Source organism: Prevotella fusca JCM 17724 (assembly GCF_001262015.1).
GTDB classification, from domain to species: domain Bacteria; phylum Bacteroidota; class Bacteroidia; order Bacteroidales; family Bacteroidaceae; genus Prevotella; species Prevotella fusca.
Map to the genome: position 1 here is coordinate 977271 of NZ_CP012074.1, position 16354 is coordinate 993624.

Annotated in this window: 16 protein-coding genes; 1 reads left to right on the forward strand and 15 read right to left on the reverse strand. The window is 44.3% G+C overall.

The features are described from left to right. The first annotated feature begins 16 nt into the window (after window positions 1-16). Window positions 17-1498, forward strand: coding sequence for an MBOAT family O-acyltransferase (locus tag ADJ77_RS03975; protein ID WP_050696045.1), 1482 nt, complete (start codon window positions 17-19; stop codon window positions 1496-1498). An 809-nt stretch (window positions 1499-2307) separates the two neighbouring features. Here ADJ77_RS03975 and ADJ77_RS03980 read toward each other — a convergent pair. The 15 genes from ADJ77_RS03980 to ADJ77_RS04045 form a co-directional block, all read right to left on the reverse strand. Then, window positions 2308-2817 (reverse strand): toxin-antitoxin system YwqK family antitoxin, encoded by a 510-nt coding sequence (locus ADJ77_RS03980; RefSeq protein WP_025077577.1) that lies wholly within the window; start codon window positions 2815-2817, stop codon window positions 2308-2310. A 300-nt stretch (window positions 2818-3117) separates the two neighbouring features. Next, window positions 3118-4227 carry an energy transducer TonB gene (locus ADJ77_RS03985; RefSeq protein WP_025077576.1) on the reverse strand — a complete coding sequence of 370 codons (1110 nt, stop codon included), beginning with the start codon at window positions 4225-4227 and terminating at the stop codon, window positions 3118-3120. Continuing rightward, window positions 4224-4787, reverse strand: coding sequence for a DUF4251 domain-containing protein (locus tag ADJ77_RS03990; RefSeq protein ID WP_025077575.1), 564 nt, complete (start codon window positions 4785-4787; stop codon window positions 4224-4226). Before ADJ77_RS03990 ends, ADJ77_RS03985 begins: the two co-directional genes overlap by 4 nt. 151 nt (window positions 4788-4938) lie before the next feature. Continuing rightward, the gene (locus tag ADJ77_RS03995) at window positions 4939-5391 is read right to left on the reverse strand and encodes a hypothetical protein (protein WP_025077574.1); all 453 of its coding nucleotides are present in this window, start codon (window positions 5389-5391) and stop codon (window positions 4939-4941) included. A 532-nt stretch (window positions 5392-5923) separates the two neighbouring features. Further along, window positions 5924-7267, reverse strand: a complete 1344-nt coding sequence (locus tag ADJ77_RS04000; protein WP_050696046.1) for a nucleobase:cation symporter-2 family protein — start codon at window positions 7265-7267, stop codon at window positions 5924-5926. A gap of 197 nt (window positions 7268-7464) precedes the next feature. Beyond that, the gene (xpt, locus tag ADJ77_RS04005) at window positions 7465-8031 is read right to left on the reverse strand and encodes a xanthine phosphoribosyltransferase (RefSeq protein ID WP_025077573.1); all 567 of its coding nucleotides are present in this window, start codon (window positions 8029-8031) and stop codon (window positions 7465-7467) included. 466 nt (window positions 8032-8497) lie between these two features. Beyond that, a complete protein-coding gene (locus ADJ77_RS04010; protein WP_025077572.1) occupies window positions 8498-9340 on the reverse strand; it encodes a DUF2589 domain-containing protein in 843 nt (280 codons plus the stop codon). Window positions 9341-9375: 35 nt separating this feature from the next. Next, window positions 9376-9909, reverse strand: a complete 534-nt coding sequence (locus tag ADJ77_RS04015) for a DUF2589 domain-containing protein (protein WP_025077571.1) — start codon at window positions 9907-9909, stop codon at window positions 9376-9378. Continuing rightward, window positions 9906-11465, reverse strand: coding sequence for a DUF2589 domain-containing protein (locus ADJ77_RS04020; RefSeq protein ID WP_050696047.1), 1560 nt, complete (start codon window positions 11463-11465; stop codon window positions 9906-9908). Before ADJ77_RS04020 ends, ADJ77_RS04015 begins: the two co-directional genes overlap by 4 nt. Window positions 11466-11477: 12 nt before the next feature. Then, the gene (locus ADJ77_RS13205) at window positions 11478-11702 is read right to left on the reverse strand and encodes a hypothetical protein (RefSeq protein WP_007368758.1); all 225 of its coding nucleotides are present in this window, start codon (window positions 11700-11702) and stop codon (window positions 11478-11480) included. A gap of 17 nt (window positions 11703-11719) precedes the next feature. Next, window positions 11720-12403 carry a DUF2589 domain-containing protein gene (locus ADJ77_RS04025; RefSeq protein WP_025077568.1) on the reverse strand — a complete coding sequence of 228 codons (684 nt, stop codon included), beginning with the start codon at window positions 12401-12403 and terminating at the stop codon, window positions 11720-11722. 17 nt (window positions 12404-12420) lie between these two features. After that, the gene (locus ADJ77_RS04030; protein ID WP_025077567.1) at window positions 12421-12762 is read right to left on the reverse strand and encodes a hypothetical protein; all 342 of its coding nucleotides are present in this window, start codon (window positions 12760-12762) and stop codon (window positions 12421-12423) included. A gap of 12 nt (window positions 12763-12774) precedes the next feature. Beyond that, entirely contained in the window at window positions 12775-14136 is a 1362-nt protein-coding gene (locus tag ADJ77_RS04035) for a DUF2589 domain-containing protein (RefSeq protein WP_025077566.1), read from the reverse strand. A gap of 9 nt (window positions 14137-14145) precedes the next feature. Continuing rightward, entirely contained in the window at window positions 14146-15000 is an 855-nt protein-coding gene (locus tag ADJ77_RS04040) for a DUF2589 domain-containing protein (RefSeq protein WP_025077565.1), read from the reverse strand. Between the two features lie 52 nt (window positions 15001-15052). Continuing rightward, complete coding sequence (locus ADJ77_RS04045) at window positions 15053-15892, reverse strand: DUF2589 domain-containing protein (RefSeq protein WP_025077564.1); 840 nt, start codon at window positions 15890-15892, stop codon at window positions 15053-15055. Window positions 15893-16354: the final 462 nt, after the last annotated feature.

A 16354-nucleotide genomic window follows, 5' to 3' on the forward strand; every position in this document is an offset into this window, starting at 1 on the left:
CATAAACGATTGATAAATGGCAAATATAACACAGTTGACGACCGCCTTATTTGATTTCTTGTCTACACAAGACAAGAACTGGTCACTGTGTACATTTCCATTTATGGTTTCATTCCTCGTTTTCTTTGCTATATACATAGGATTAAACCGCTATCGTCAGACGTGGACAAAGGCGTATGTCATTGCTTTCAGCATCTTCTTTGCCTTTAAAGCAAACGGAATACTGATGTGGCTGCTGCCTATTATAACCATTAGTTCGTGGTATCTCACCCGCTTTATGATGCGATTAAAGCGTGGAAAGATACGCAAGATAGGACTTGCCGTCGTCATACTATCCGAATTGCTACCCCTACTCTACTACAAGTACACGAACTTTACACTTGAGATTTTCCACGAACTCTTACGCAGTAACTTCTCACCAGAGAAGATGTTGCTGCCTGTTGGTATTTCCTTCTTTACTTTTCAAGCTATCAGCTATACAGTCGATGTCTATAAGGGACGTTATCCCAAGACCGCAGAACTGATTGACTATACCTTCTACCTAACCTTCTTTCCCCTCCTCATCGCCGGTCCAATCACCCGTGCTGAAGTATTGCTTCCACAGGTCCAGACACCGAAAGACAATGTCAACGAGAGCCTTGTATACAAAGGTCTGTGGCTCATCATCTGCGGACTGATAAAGAAAGCACTCATTGCCGACTATATTGCACAATACAATAACATTGTATTTGATGCACCGGCAACCCAAAGCGGTTTTGGAAATCTTATGGGTGTACTGGGCTTCTCAGTACAGATCTACTGTGATTTCTCTGGCTACAGCGACCTTGCCATAGGTGTTGCAGCCCTGATGGGATATGAACTGAAAGACAATTTCAGGTTCCCTTATCAGAGTCTGAACCTCACCGAATTCTGGCATCGATGGCACATTGCCCTTTCCACGTGGTTCCGTGACTATCTCTATATTCCACTGGGAGGCAACAGGAAGGGTGCCCTTCGCACCTATCTCAACAGCTTCCTGGCAATGATTGTTGCAGGTCTGTGGCACGGAGCATCGTGGATGTTCGTTGTATGGGGCATACTTCATGGTATAGGACTGGTTGTCCATAAGTTCTGCATCAATAACGGACTGAGGGAGATTCCCAACAACGCCTACACAAAAACTCTCAGTTGGCTTATCACTTTCAGCTATGTATCCCTTGCCTGGATTTTCTTCCGCTCATCGGATATGACAACTGCTACAACATTGATAAACAACATCATCCATACAACAAACCTTGCGGATGTCAGAATCTTTTTAATGGAATATCCTCTATGGCTTGCCGTTGTCCTTATAAGTTTAGAACTCCACAGCATACGAGAAGCCGACTACTACTGGTTGCAGAGTAAGTTCATCCAGTCCTCATGGCTTGTCAAGCTATGTATCTTTGCCGTCGTACTGCAATTGGTTATTAATCTTAGCCAGCATAGCATACAGCCCTTTATCTATACACAATTCTAACTGTTGAAGGTATATCATTGAGACAATAGGGCTTTTATCTAAATCTGTAACTGTTCGCTTGTCCGCTTGTATCCTGTAAGATACAAAAGAAACGCATTTGAAATATCTTGACAATTATAAGACCGTCAGGCTCAAGAAAAAGTGCAAAAACAACGAATTTCAGCAACGTTGTAACCTGCAGTGAATCAGACCTTTGCACAACCACATTTCAAAAGGGCGTCAGTTAGGGTTCAAAAGGGCGTTAACAAGACCTCAAAAGGGCGTCTTCTCGAAGCCAATTGGGCATCTTTTCAAAGCTAAAAGAGCATCAATTTGATTTCACGATTTGAAATATTATTACAAAACGTTGTTCGGGTCACTACAAAGATACATAATGAACAACTTTTATACAAGCATAATGATGAACATCCACACATTTAACAGAAGAAGCAAATAAAAGGCTAACAACAACAAATTCCTGTATCAACTGACAATATAAAAATCCTATCGACATAAAAGCTGAACTCCCCAACATCTATGACTTTCCCAATTAATAGACAAAGAATTATCAAAGTATTATAAGCAGGACCAGACATGACAAGAATGAATAGTAGTACTATACAACTAAAATAGCACTAATACAACAATCCCCGAACAGGCCTTATACAGCCTATCCGGGGATTCTTTTTCTGATAGCCCAGTATTACTGCTTGACTCAACAAGCGTAAACGCCTTTGCTAAGAATACTTTTCCATGTGAAAGAAGAGACTTCACAAGCCTCTTCTTCACCAGCAAACTAACGTATAATCAGGTTCTACTATTTTGTAATATTACTGGAGTAAATCCTCATACTGCTTGAGACTCACCTTCTCCATCTTACCATCAGGATGAGTAACCATCATGTAGTTGAAACGCTTCTGGCCCTCAGTGTAAGCAACAACACCGATACTTCCATCACGAAGGTTCAAAGTCAAGTAACCATGACGCTTGCCATTCTTATAGTTGCAGTGCCACTTCTCCTTGCCATTAGGATAATAAGATACGACGCGACCATCAAGAACTGTATTGGCATCATTGCCAAGATCAAGGAAAGAATAGCCACCCTCAAGACGCTTGTGACCACTTGGATAGAAGTCCTGGAAGATGTTTCGCTCCTCACCCTTGTAGTTCTCCTTAGCCAAAAGACGATAGTAAGCAGCCGCATCACGGTCGGCCACCACCTTCATCTGGTGATTGTAGAATATTGTATCACGAGATACTACTACTGTTGTAACGCCTTCACGCGCAAAAGATGTTGCAGAAACTAAGCACACGAGTGCTACCAAAAGTAATTTTCTCATTGTTTTATAGGTCTTTATGTTTTGTTTGACGCCGCAAAATTAGTACTAAGAAACGACACTACCAAATATTCCGAAGAGTATTTTTCAACTATTTTTTTTACTTTTTCAGTTGTAATTTTACTTGCACAGAAATAACAAAAAGCTAATAATAAAGACCCAAATAGTTCAAAAAAGAAAGCCAACTATACAATAATTAACATGTACAAGGCTAATATCTATCTTTTTGTTATATAGTTGACTTAAATCAAATCGACATGCCGCAATTACTGATTGTCAGTTTTACACTTTGCCAGTCAAGACTTATTGGAAGTGCAAAATCAGAGGAAGATTGTATCTGCAAGCCACAGGTTTGCCATCTCTTGTGGCAGGCTTCCAACCTTTCAATAATTGGAGTGCAGAAGCAACAGCACGGTTCAATTCAATGTTGCTGACCGTAAGGAACACAATATCCTTCAATGAGCCATCCACATCAACGACAAAAGAGACGAAGACTCTTCCCGGAGGTAATGCTTCGTGCGACAGTCCTGTATAGGAAAGGTTCTGTCCGATAGCAACTGCTATGCTCCCTTCAAACTGCGGCTGCACTTCCGGAAATACCGAATCACTTGGCAAAGTTGTATATACTGCTTCATTAGGCAACTTCTCTGTCACAGCAACTGGCAAGGACCGCTTCAGCCACTTCTTGAAGTTCTTGGAAAAAAGGACGTCTATCACATCATTACCGACCTCTGAATAAACATCACCAGAATTACCGGTACAAAGGTCGAAAAGCGTATTCTGACCTTTTAAAGCAAACTGGTTGGGCAGACGGTCCCAGTCAACAGAGTCTGACGAATAGCCATTTGCCGTGGCATCCAGCACCTCACAGAACTGATAACGGATACCTGCATCCTGCCACAGGCGTGTCTGATTAAACACATCCTTCTGTGTCAACACCTTATTATTAATAAGGTCAAAAGTGAAATACGCATGCTTTGAGGAAACAACAGCCTTTTCATTTCGCTCTTCCAGACGGGCAAGAAAAGAGATGTATCTTCCCGGCTCCAGCCAGAGGCAACGCAGGTGCATATCATAATAACACCTGCTGGCATCCGCATCATCCCTTATTGCCCACACTTCCTTCCCATGCTGCGACATGAAATATCTCCATCCTGCTTCGTAGCTGTCGGATGGCTGACCAAAAAAGAAGGAGGTAAGATAACGTTGCAACTCTGGCAATACAGAACCATTCAGCCCTTTCGGCCATTCCAATTCCATGGAAACGCTGGTCAGCATATCAGCCTTTTCAAACAGATGACTGGATGACTCATAAAGCATGGCATCCCTGGACGCAATAGTTCCTGCCGACTGTGCGAGCGCAACAAGGCTCACAAACAGTGACAGGAACAAGGTATAAAGTCGGTTAATCATAATTTCATGAATGTTGTCTGCCGTTTCTTGGATGTTTTAGCACCTTTCGGTGTGAACGTATCGTTGAGCTGCATCACACCTGTAAAACGGATTGATTCCTTCCCGCTGGGGTTAACCAGGAGCGAGACAGTAGCATTATCAAAGACTTCCAGCACTATCTGATAGCTCTCAAAGTCGCTGCGTGTTGTCATGAAGATACGGCGTCCGTCCTTCATCGGCTCTTCCTTATAACTGGAGAGTGGTTCAACAAGACTCAAACCACCACCCCGACCGTAAGGAATCTGATAGACTCTGCCGAAATAAGGGAGGAACAAGCCAACAGAATCACCGCTTACCTCCATCCCCCAGTCATCCTGCAAATAAACAGCAGGACCACGCATCGGATACATCCTATCCACAAAGACGCGGTAACGCTGTTCGCCCAAATGGGCTTTTACAGCTGCCGTCCGCAGCTGTTCCATCTTCTCTTTCGACACAGGATTACCTTCTGAATCATAATAAGTAGTAGCACAGCCCACCAACAGAGCTGCTACAAAAAGAAATAAAACCAGACGTTTCATTGTTCACCTCTCTTTCTTTTAAGCCGTTATAACTTTTCCCTATCCGCCTTAAAATCCGCAGATACAGGCAGTACTGGCATCCATCAAGGTCGTTCCGTATAAGACATACAAGTTATACATCCGCACAGACCACACACAAGAGACAGAACTTTTATTCTATCTTCTCAATCTTTGGAGCTGCCAGCTTCTCAATGGAAGGAGCCGTCTGCTTGGCAGGAAGTTCCGCAGCAGGGGCAATGTCAGGAGCAGGGGCAGCAATCGGGGCATCATAGCGGTTACTATGTACTTTCTCAGTAGATGGTGCAACCTTTTCTTCCTTCTTATCCTTGTCCTTTGAAACCTCGGCAGTCTTTTCCTCTTCGGTTATCATATCCTGCTTTGATGGTTTCATATCAGGCCAGAGATAATTGCCCACAATGTCTATTGTGTCAACATCAGCATTGCGTTTCTGCACTTCCTCCTGCTCCTCCAACGTCATTGGAGGGTCATCCTCAGCCACTATAAAATTATAAATCAGTCCCAAGAGGATGAGGACCACTAATCCACAAATCACTTTAAAGACCAGCGACTTTGTGAATTTACGCTGCTTATTCTGCTTTGACATAGCCTTGCTGTTATTCTGTTCTGTTAAGAATTTGTTTATACTTCATGGAGAAACACAATCGGTACATTCTCCCTCTATCTTCTGCAAAGATAAACATTTAAAAGGAAAATGTACCGAAAGGAGGGTAAAAAATATGATTTTTGAATTAGGATTCAGGAGTTATAAGCGTTTTGAATCGGAATTTATAAATTATTGATGTCTGATAAAACCTAAACTATGCACTATCCCATGCGAATCCCTTTTAAACAGATAACACCCTGTTGTTTTTGGCGAAGCAAACCACCTAATCAAACATATTACATTTGCTTTTGGTAGCACAACACTTTTCCATCTGCAAAATGCTCCCAACCCGGCAACATATTGCAACGTATTCAGCCCCCAACACCATTGGTGTTTACCAACAACACAACAAGTGACAGGCTACAACACATCGGCTGAATACGGCAAGAGAGGTTCATCACTGTCATTATACATTCATAATATTAACACTAAAGTCCCTCCACGCCTACTATATGGACAAACCGCTCCAAAGCTATTCCTTGATACGGATAAAAGCATTGGCAAGGATGGCTGTAAGACCACCTGTTGTTATACCACTTGAAAAGATACTCTTGATAATACCGGGCAGCTTATCGAGAATACCGGGCACCAGCTCTACGCTCAATCCCATAGCAAAGCTGATTGCCATAACCAATACAGCCTTGCGGGTAATCTCGGTTGAAGCTATAATGCGAATACCTGCGGCAGCTACGGTACCGAACATCAACAGTGTTGCACCACCCAGAACCGGATCAGGAATGAGCGAGAAGACCTTGCCCACAACCGGGAAGAGTCCTAAGAGTACCAAGGCGGCTGCAATGAAGTAGCCTACATAACGGCTGGCAACACCCGTAAGCTGTATCATTCCGTTGTTCTGGGCAAAGATAGAGTTAGGGAAACTATTGAAAACAGCTGCGAGGAAGGAGTTGAAACCATCCGCAAGGACACCTCCCTGCGCTCTCTTCATGAAAACCGGACCCTCAACAGGCTCGCCGGAAATAAGAGAATTGGCTGTAATATCACCGAAAGCCTCAACTGCTGTGACAAGATAAATAAGTCCAAGAGCGATAATTGAACCCACATCAAAATTCAATCCATACTTGAAAGGAACAGGGATATTCAGACTCGCAGTGCCCTTGATGTTTGAAAAGTCTATCATATTGAGCGCATAGGCAACCACACTCCCTATCAACAGTCCCAACACAATGGATGCCATACGCAGGAAACGATTGTTTGAACGGTTGAAGATAATAATGCTTACCAATACCAACAGCGCAAGTCCGAGATTCTTCAATGAGCCGAACGTACCTGCATCAACTGCCGACTGACCGCCCCCACAGGAGCTGATGCCTGCCTTGATGAGACACATACCTATAAGTGCAACGACAATACCTGACACCAGTGGGGTGATAATCTTGCGTGTATAAGGGAGCAGGCGACTGACTATCATCTCGACAACTGACGCAACCATACAGGCACCGAAGATGTAGCTGAGCCCCAACTCAACATTCATCCTTCCGCTAACAACGCCAAGCGCACCTGCACCAATAATCGGACTGATGAATGAAAAGGATGTCCCCTGAACACAAAGAAGCCCCGTACCTATCGGACCGAACCTGCGACACTGGATGAAAGTGGCAATTCCTGACACGAAAAGCGACATTGATATGAGGAAACCGGTTGTCTCCAAATCAAACTTCAATTCCGAACTGATGATGAGCGGCGGGGTAATGATGGCTACAAAGATTGCCAACAAATGCTGCAAGGCAGCAAAAAGGGTCTCACGGAGAGGTGGGCGATCATTCAGACCGTAGATAAGTTCCTTAGACTTTTCCATTCTTTTTCTTTTTTTACAATATAATAAGGTAAGATTCCATGCTTCTTATAAAACTGAAAGATTAGCTTTGAATATTCCAAAGGGATACTCTACGAACCGTAAAAGAGAGCTATATAAACTTAAAGAGCAGCTTTACGATGCGAAAGCTGACCCTGTTAAACAAAAAAGGTGGGCACACAAGCCCACCTCGTTTATTACTATCTCAATTTAATTTCACAATTATCAAGCGACTCTATGATTGCCAGACTCTCACAGCGCACACCTTCCGCCTCGATTACCTCACGACCATGCTGGAACGCTTTTTCAATGATAAAGCCCATACCAACCAGCTCCGCACCTGCCTTCCTGCAAAGGTCTATGATGCCTTTTGCCGCATTACCGTAAGCGAGGAAGTCGTCCACAAACAGCACCTTGTCACCTTCACCCAGGTATTCCTTGGATATTACGACGTGATATTCCCGCTGCTTGGTAAACGAAAAGACCGTTGTCGAAAGCATATCGCTCATCGTCGAGGGCTTTTTCTTCTTGGCAAAGACCACAGGAAGGTCAAGCAGGAACCCCATCATGATGGCTGGCGCAATGCCACTCGCTTCAATCGTGATAATCTTGTTGATTTCCGTTGATGCATAACGGCGGATGAACTCCACACAAATCTGCTTCATCAGATTAGGATCCATCTGGTGATTAATGAACTTATCTACCTTCAAGATACCATCCGGGAAACACTTTCCATCCTTTAGGATACGGTCACGTAATGCTTTCATTGTGCAATTAATCGTTAGTCTGTTTCGAGAATTAATTGCCCACAAAAGTACTAAAAATCTCAAATATAACGAACAATACTTGTGCTTTTTTCTACATCTTTTCAAATATTATCCTAAATATATTTAAGTCATGGGCTATGTGAAAGAATTACAGCAGGCAGCCTCTTAAACCAAAATCAGTTCATCAGGGCACAACACACATCATTATTTAACCCAAATCTCATTCGAAATGCTCACCACTCCAAGGTGCTGCAAAAACACTGACCTAAGCGAAGAAAAACGGTTCTGACTAATAAGAAATCCGAAGAGTGACAGAGAATAAGGAAATACAATTTGCTCATTGCTTCCTATCTCTTTCACTCCTCGGATTTATCCATAAAATCATAAGCCTGCAAGAAAGGAGTTATCACAAATCCTTCATTACAAGAATGCTGCCACAGAACCTCTTACCGCAAAACATCTGCTACTACACCTCTACCATTACCGCATCTATGTTCTTTTTCTTCAATGCTTTCACAATAGATCTGGCTGTGGCAAAATCCGTCTCAAGCGGGATGGTCTTCATTTTACTCTTGAGAATATTATTAAGCGAAGTTCCCGTGAGGGCACTATTGTTATGGCAACGTGAATTGACAGTGTTCACCACAAACGGCTTCTGCTCCTTGTGAGGCTTGGTAATTAACTGGATATTATAGCGAGGCTGCACGTCAGGCTTCTCGTCCGTCTCCTCCGGGTCAGAAGGCGGGAGAACCGGCGGTTTGGGGTCAATAATAGGCTCTTCCTGTTTTATCTCTACAAGCTGGTTATTGAAGATTTCGATAAGTTTAGAGATACCCATTGGCATATCCGCTGTGGTAACACAGAGGTTTACATCTATACACCGCTTGCTTTTATATTCCTCCTTAGTAACATCCGTAATTGCACCAGAGTCACCAGGAGCAGAATACTTAGCCTTGAGTTCTACCTTATTGTCCTGTATGCTGCTCTCCGTAACCGTTGCCTGAAAAGTCAGGTTAACCTGTTCTATCTGCAGATAAGGAACAGGCACGATACAGACAAGCGGCATAATGAGTCGGTTTACCACTCCGCCACTTTCAAAGTAGAAGGTTACAGTGACAGGCTCAAGGTTGTAAGGGTCTCCGTCTTGTTTTCTGAACACCACCCCATTGAGATAATCAAGGGTAGCCTGAGCAGCCTCTTCTTGAGCATTGACGCAGGCAGATAGAGGTCCGCCGATGATGCGATTGAAGTCAAGTGCGCTCAGCGGAGAGTTCTGCTGACTTTGGTTGGGGGCATTGGATTCAGGCATATTCTTTCTGTTTTAGAGGTTCTTGGAATTGATACTTATTGATTTTCCGTCGGCTCGTCAGGCTTCCGAATGCGGATGCAGTTGTTGCCTACTATCTGCAACAGACGTGACATGCCGCCCGCAGGGAGTTCAGCAGAGGCTTTAATGTTCACACGAATGTTATTGCGCACATCGTATCCTGTCTGCCGTGATTCGGTCAACAGTTTATTGGAGGGCGAGAAACGCACCTTTAATCCTTCCTGCTGACTGGTATTTGAGGACATGATACTCACGAAGAAAGTAAGATCAGCCTGACTGATTTGCAGGAAAGGAAGCGGCACCAGCACCAACAGGGGCACACGGAGAGTATGACTTTCTCCATCCATCTGAATAGAGAACGTCACCATTACAGGCTCAGAACTGCCGTCGGAGGAACGGAAAGCCGTGCGCTCAATGAGGTCAAGCGACTTTTCCAAAGTCTCATGCTGCGCCTCAACGCAGTCGGCAAGCGTCTTGCGCATGACGTCAGAGAGCCACATGGCATCTTGATACGTCTTCCTTCTGGGTGTATCATTCTGGATTTTGCTCATTTCTTCTTACGTGATTTGACTTTCCCACTTTTCAGGGACTTGTCTACCTTTTCTCCCTTAACGCTCTCCCCATCAATTACTCGATCACTGGATGCGGAACGCGTAACCACACGAGGACGGACTGGTCGCTCTACATTGATAGTCCCTTCTGTTTCTGTAAGTCTATCAATAACACCAGAGGGTATTCTACCCGGCCGATCTACCTGAATAGGTTGTTCTACTTTAATAGGTCGCTCCACATTTATAGGTCGTCCTATGTTAATAGTACCTCCTACATCAGTAATGCTATCTATAATATCAGGGCGTACAATACCTGGGTCAATTATACCGGGCTGGCCTACAACACCCGGACCTGTGATAGCAGCAGCACGCTTACGCTCATTGTCAAGCACATAACCCACAAAGTCGGTATAGGCTTTATCGATATAGCCACCCTCAAGATAACATTTGGGTAATTTATTGTTATTGAGTTCGCCGTAAGTGTACCAGCCATTATATCGTTTGCTGAAACTCGCAAGGTCTTCCTTGAGAATACGCTGACCATTATCAGAAGAGAGTGTATCAGGATAGATACGTTGTGCCGTCCTAAGTGCAAGCAACAGGTGATTGCGCAACCAGTCATGTCTGTTATCACCACGTAACGTTTCCTGTCGTTCGATGTTCCACTGTATACTCTTACCAGGGTCAAAAGTGCATTCCGGATGCGGTTTCTTCCTATTGGTTTCAGGCAGTGCAAACGGATTGTTAGGGTCAGGACGATTTTCACGTATGCGACGCTCCAGAGCTTCCTTCTTCCTCCGCTCCCTCTCTTCTTTCAGCTTCTGTTCCCTTATCCACTCCTCTTCAGAGTGTTCCTTATGATACTTGAGTGCCTGTACGATGGCTGCGATCTTTTCACGACGCTTTTGTTCTCTCACTCTACGGCGCTCTCTTTCACGCTCTCTTTCTTCTTCTATGCGCTTCTGTTCCTCAAATTCAGCCTCCCTGATAGCACGTTGACGGGCTGCTTCCCACCGCATATCCTCCACTTCTTCGGCAGTCAGAGTCTCTTGTATAATGAGATTATTGCCAAAGAACTCGAGCATTTTCGCCATACCGGCCGGCATGTCGCTGGTAGCGGCACGAATATTGACGCCCATTTTGCTCTGCATCGAAATAGACTTTTCATCCTCTTCGGTGCGTTTGTACCCCTCCGAAGCATATTTTGCTTCCATCTTATCGCTGTCGCAGGCAGTTATGTCGGCCGTGAAAGAGAGGTCAACATAATTAATGCGCATGTATGGGATAGGCACGATGGTCATAAGCGGTACCGTCATGAGCGTGGGGACTCCTCCCATTATGAATGAGAAGGTAACGGTAATAGGCTCTGTACCCTCAATATCAAGACTCGAATCTGTCATCGTGAAACCACGGATAAAATCCATTGTGGTCTGCGCAGCCTCAGCCTGTGCATGAACACATGCTGCCAATGGGCCGCCGATGATGTTTCCGAAAGGGATGGAATTGAGGGCGCTCACAACCTGTTTGCCTGCATTTGTGTTAGTTCCATCTTGCATAGTGTTACGGAATTATCGTTGGAATGAACTTGCCTTCTTGAGGTTCTGTTGTGCCTCTTCGACGTTTTTCAATATCTCCATCGCCCGCTTTGACTCGTTTCGGTTGATATTCAGCACGAGGTGACAGTGTGGGCAGTGCAGTCCACTTGCCGAAAGCAGTTCTGTGATGGAAGTAGAAATGAATGTTCCACATTTAGGACAATTGAGTCCTGGGGTTTTCTGTTGATTATTTGTCATAGTTAATAAGTTTGAAGTTATTCTTGGTTTTTGTCTTTTGCTATCACCTTGATACTGCTGTCAGTTGCTTGCAGTAATCCGCGCATACCATCGGGCAGCTGGACTGGTTCGAGCTTGACATGTACCTTAATGTTTGTCATCTTCTTTTCCATTTCCGTGGACCTTGATGTTTCTGTCGGCACAGGTCTGATGAGTCTGACACGGACACCAGGTGCTATTATCTTTCTCCTCAGCATTTCTTCTCCCAGCTTATCCGCCTTTTCTGCTTTAGGAACAGATCTTAACCTGTTCTTGAATAACGGATAACGCTTCAAGAAGTGCTCACGTTCTTTACCGCTCACAACAGTCTTGATATCAATTTGCGCTTCTATATCGAATGTTGCTTCAGAAACACGCAGCACAGGAAGTGGCAGCAGCGACAGCTTAGGGATAGAGATAACCTGACGCTCTCCATCAGAATCTGTCATTTCAAAGTCTATCATCTTGAGCCTTTCCCGCCCTTTTGCATTTGCAGAGGGCATCAGTGCGTAGTCACGCAGCACCTTCAGGTAGTCTTCAGCAGCCTTCTGGTCAGCGGCAACAGTTGATTGAATCATTCCCGTCAGCATATCTGCCAACGTCATGTCCATCGAAAACTTATCTCTGTTACCAGACATATCTTCAGGACGAATATCCTTGGTATTGGTAGTATCGTTGCCCATAATGCATTATCAGAGGTTTATGATTCAGTGATCTTTACGCTGTCCTGTGGTGAGACCTTCAACGAAAGGCTATGAACGGCACTCTCTGGTAACACCGCCAGACGGTCAGCATCTACGATAACATCCATTGACTGGATGCCGTCTTCTGAGATTTCATCGGTTTGTCCACCGTCAGAGTCTATTGCGAACCGGAAAGTTATTTCCATATCACCGATGGTCACGGCAGGAAGGTTCAGCTGATGAATAACACCCGCACCCTCATATTGTTCAGCAAGTGCTTCTGTAAGGAGGTTAGCTTCATGCTGCGCAGACAGAACGTCGCGCAGCACAGAAGCTATTACATCTTGTAATTTCGTCATATTGAAATTATTTTATGAAACAAATACTATGCGTTGCAGCTTCCCTGCAGTAATGTTATAGGTTCCTTTTTCACTGAACACAAGCAGCATATTGTCGCCACTCTGCAGCAAAGTAGGAGTTTTCTTGCCGTTAAGCTGCACGCATTTCACCGCTGTTGGCTGGTAAGCTCCCTTTTCGTCACGATAGTTTACCGATATGGCAGCATACCCGTTGACAAGTGATACCTGCTCTGTCGACACCTGAAGGATACCATTTGGGTCTATGACTTCCGTCGACTCATTAAGTACACCTAACAGTTTGTCGATTCCACGAGGCATTTCACCTTCGCTTGCAGTGATGGTAACGTCCATCGTTGTTTCCACACTGTAACGTGAGTCACGGGTTGCACCGGAATCTTTCTTTGACGAATAGCTGGCTGACAAGATTGCCTTAGGGCTTGACTTGGTCTCCGCTTCAGCTTGTTTAGCATTCTGACCTGTTGCACCTCCCTTATCCGTTGAGGGCTTCTGCGCTCCTCCTCCAGAGGAAGAAGGCTTAGCAGATTTATCATTGCTATTCAATCCAAAAGTGGTATTGACAGGTGTTCCGCCACTTCCGACAGAAGCCACAACCGATGAGATTGCATCCACCTTCGCCTTGAACGTATAGTTCATGGACGTTATGGAGAGGCGTGGCACAGGCATCAGCGTAAGCAATGGGACCCGCATCTTTACCTGTTTGCCATCGCGGACGAAGTTCATCGTGACATAGATTATCTGTCCCTGTCCGTCCTTGTCCACTTTTATGCCTTCTTCACGGATGTAACTGAGCGTTTCCTTTGCAAGGTCACGCTGTGCCTTGATGGCCGCACGTAACGGATTACCTATAAGTTTATCGAACGACAGCTTATCAAGCAGGTTCAGGGAGTCTTCCACAAAAGCCTTATCAATCTGCACTTCGTCCAAATCCTTCATCTGATCAGCTAATGACGGTTGGCTTGCACCTCCCTTATTGTCAGTTCCGACAGCATTCTTGACACCATCAAGAGCACTCTTACCTTCTTCAACAATTCCACCTTTTTCCTCTTTCGAAGTATCAGCGGCGTTCTTGTCTTTAGTCTCGGTATTACTGTCTTTATCCTCAGCTTTACCTCCGGTATCCTTACCCTTACCGCTGTCAGTGCCTAACAGGTCATTAGCCTTGTCTTCTATCTTTTCTTTAACCTTGTCTTTAACAGTATCCTTAACCGTATCTATAATATCGGTAAGGATACCACCGCCCTCTTTTCCAGATTCACCTTTTGCGGCATCTCCGTCCGTTTTCGGGTCTTGTTCCGTAGGCGGGGAGTTATTGGTAAGATTATCATCTTTTCCTATATTCTTATCATCTGGCATAGTCGGTTACTATTTAGTTACATTAATGACCAGCATTTTCTTGCCAGCCTTTGCACAATAGAATCCCTCTTTCTTGAACTCGCAGAGTACTCCAGTGTCATCGGCAGTTGTCCGACATTCTTTGTCTGTAAGCGCACTGCCCGTCTTAGAGTCCTTATACTCATATAATTTAATATCTTCAGGCATATAATAGCCTTCGCTATTCTTATAAGAGATATAGGTACTACCTCCACCTGCCAGGCTGACAACCTGGTCAGAGGCGTGCATTTCACCCTTTGTGTCCGTTGAGTCAATAGAGTTGCTGAGTACCTCCAGCACCTTAGCCATTCCAGCAGGCATATCATCCTGTCCAGCCTTGACATTCACGTCCATCGTATATTCCACGCTGTACTTGGAATCACGTGTGGCTGTGGAGTCTTTCTTGCTTGATATGCTGGTGCTCAATTCCACACTGGCACTTGCTATGAGATAGTTTACTCCTGCCTTTGCCTTCATCCCCGCCTCAAATCCAAAGGATTTATGTACGGACTTTGAAGTAGATGCTGCCGCAGAGATGCGTGCCTTGAAGGCAATATCAATCTCCCGTATAGCAAGGTAAGGAATCGGAACTATCGTCAGCAATGGCAGGCAAAGAGTTGCCGAACGCCCGTCTTTGCGGTATTCGAAACTCACATAAATTGCCTTCTTTCCGCCGTCTTCACTGTCTGTCAGTCCTACATCTCTGATAAATTCCCAGGAAGATTGTGCAGCTTTTGCCTGAGCATCAATGCAGGCAGTTAGCGGACTTCCTATGAGAGTACCAAAAGGTAATGACTGCAAAGCATTTGTGGCGACTTGAGAAGGAGTCGTGTCAATGGATGCCATAACCTTGGAAAGATTTAGAAATTAATAAATGAACAATACTTTCGAGGAGATATTACTTCGGCTGAGCAGGAGCAACAGGTGCGGCTGACTCTGCAACCTTTATCTCTATTGCATGTGCATCACCATATAGAATCTTATGAGCACCTACAGCCAGTTCAAACTCCTTCGTCTTCTCCATCTTATTTTCCGTACCCGCAGCACCATTCGAGCAGGTGATACCAGAAGAATCATACAGTCCAGCAGGTGTCTTATACTGTGCGATAACCTTTGCTGTCTTGCCTTTCTCCACATAGAACATGGTATCGTTTACAGTCAACTCTCCATCTGGTGAGCAGAGATCCATTGCAGCACCTAACATTTCAAGAATCTTTGCCATACCTGCAGGCATAGACTCCTGACCGGCATGTACAGCCACGTCTATCGTGGTTTCAATACTGAATGATGAATCGCGCGTACTCTTGGAATCGTGCTTAGAAGAATAAGAAGTCTGCAGACTGGTTGTCTTTCTCTTAAACCATCTCTTTGTGTTTCTTGTGTAATCCCTCTTATACTCACTTGAGTATTCATCAGTAAAAGAAGAGTTTTCAACACCAGTTACAGTTGCCTTGAAGTTGATGTCAATAGAATTGATAGCAATATACGGAATAGGAAGAATCGTCAGCAGGGGCACGCTGATGGTCACTTTTCGTCCATTCTGTATAAAGTTAAAGTACACATAGATAGCCTCCTTCGTGCCATCCTCCAATTGATTCAGACCCACCTCCTGAATGAAATTCACCGTAGTCTGTGCTGCCTCTGCCTGTGCCAAGATACAAGCATTCAACGGTCCACCAATTAAGTTGTTAAAAGGAAGTCCTTGCAACGCGCTGATAGTTTTACCAGTTACTCCCATAGTGTTAAGTTTTTAGTTAGGTTCTTTAAATGGACAGATTGACAAGATAGAACCTGTATAAATCCTGTCACGTCCGTTAGTTATTTAGTTATATAAATAATGCAGCTTCAGTTAAAGCTAATAGTCAAATCTATGTCGCAAATATAGAAAATAAAATAATAAGTTCCAAATAATTGAACAAGAAAAACAATATTCCTTTAAAAAAATCAAAAAGAAAGCAGTATAAAGTAACTCTATTGGCCTGACAGGGGATTACTAACCAGGCTGTTCCCAATCCCTGTCAAGATTTTTCTTTGCAAGCAACTTACGAACTTCCTAAAGGAAATATATGGACAATCAATGAAGCTGCAGGGGATTACAACCATTATATTAAGGTCATGACACATGGTTTCCGTTTTGCTCAATGATGTTCTGTCCGTCTCACAACAGTGATTAATACGGATAATTCCTCGCCATTACAAA

Bases quoted from the DNA above. Each gene is read 5' to 3' on its own strand.
- ADJ77_RS04025 (WP_025077568.1), bottom strand. From the start codon at position 12,403: ATGGGCAACGATACTACCAATACCAAGGATATTCGTCCTGAAGATATG.
- ADJ77_RS03985 (WP_025077576.1), bottom strand. From the start codon at position 4,227: ATGATTAACCGACTTTATACCTTGTTCCTGTCACTGTTTGTGAGCCTT.
- ADJ77_RS03990 (WP_025077575.1), bottom strand. From the start codon at position 4,787: ATGAAACGTCTGGTTTTATTTCTTTTTGTAGCAGCTCTGTTGGTGGGC.
- ADJ77_RS03995 (WP_025077574.1), bottom strand. From the start codon at position 5,391: ATGTCAAAGCAGAATAAGCAGCGTAAATTCACAAAGTCGCTGGTCTTT.
- ADJ77_RS04030 (WP_025077567.1), bottom strand. From the start codon at position 12,762: ATGACGAAATTACAAGATGTAATAGCTTCTGTGCTGCGCGACGTTCTG.
- ADJ77_RS04045 (WP_025077564.1), bottom strand. From the start codon at position 15,892: ATGGGAGTAACTGGTAAAACTATCAGCGCGTTGCAAGGACTTCCTTTT.
- ADJ77_RS13205 (WP_007368758.1), bottom strand. From the start codon at position 11,702: ATGACAAATAATCAACAGAAAACCCCAGGACTCAATTGTCCTAAATGT.
- ADJ77_RS03975 (WP_050696045.1), top strand. From the start codon at position 17: ATGGCAAATATAACACAGTTGACGACCGCCTTATTTGATTTCTTGTCT.
- ADJ77_RS04020 (WP_050696047.1), bottom strand. From the start codon at position 11,465: ATGCAAGATGGAACTAACACAAATGCAGGCAAACAGGTTGTGAGCGCC.
- ADJ77_RS04010 (WP_025077572.1), bottom strand. From the start codon at position 9,340: ATGCCTGAATCCAATGCCCCCAACCAAAGTCAGCAGAACTCTCCGCTG.
- ADJ77_RS04015 (WP_025077571.1), bottom strand. From the start codon at position 9,909: ATGAGCAAAATCCAGAATGATACACCCAGAAGGAAGACGTATCAAGAT.
- ADJ77_RS04035 (WP_025077566.1), bottom strand. From the start codon at position 14,136: ATGCCAGATGATAAGAATATAGGAAAAGATGATAATCTTACCAATAAC.
- ADJ77_RS03980 (WP_025077577.1), bottom strand. From the start codon at position 2,817: ATGAGAAAATTACTTTTGGTAGCACTCGTGTGCTTAGTTTCTGCAACA.
- xpt (WP_025077573.1), bottom strand. From the start codon at position 8,031: ATGAAAGCATTACGTGACCGTATCCTAAAGGATGGAAAGTGTTTCCCG.
- ADJ77_RS04040 (WP_025077565.1), bottom strand. From the start codon at position 15,000: ATGGCATCCATTGACACGACTCCTTCTCAAGTCGCCACAAATGCTTTG.
- ADJ77_RS04000 (WP_050696046.1), bottom strand. From the start codon at position 7,267: ATGGAAAAGTCTAAGGAACTTATCTACGGTCTGAATGATCGCCCACCT.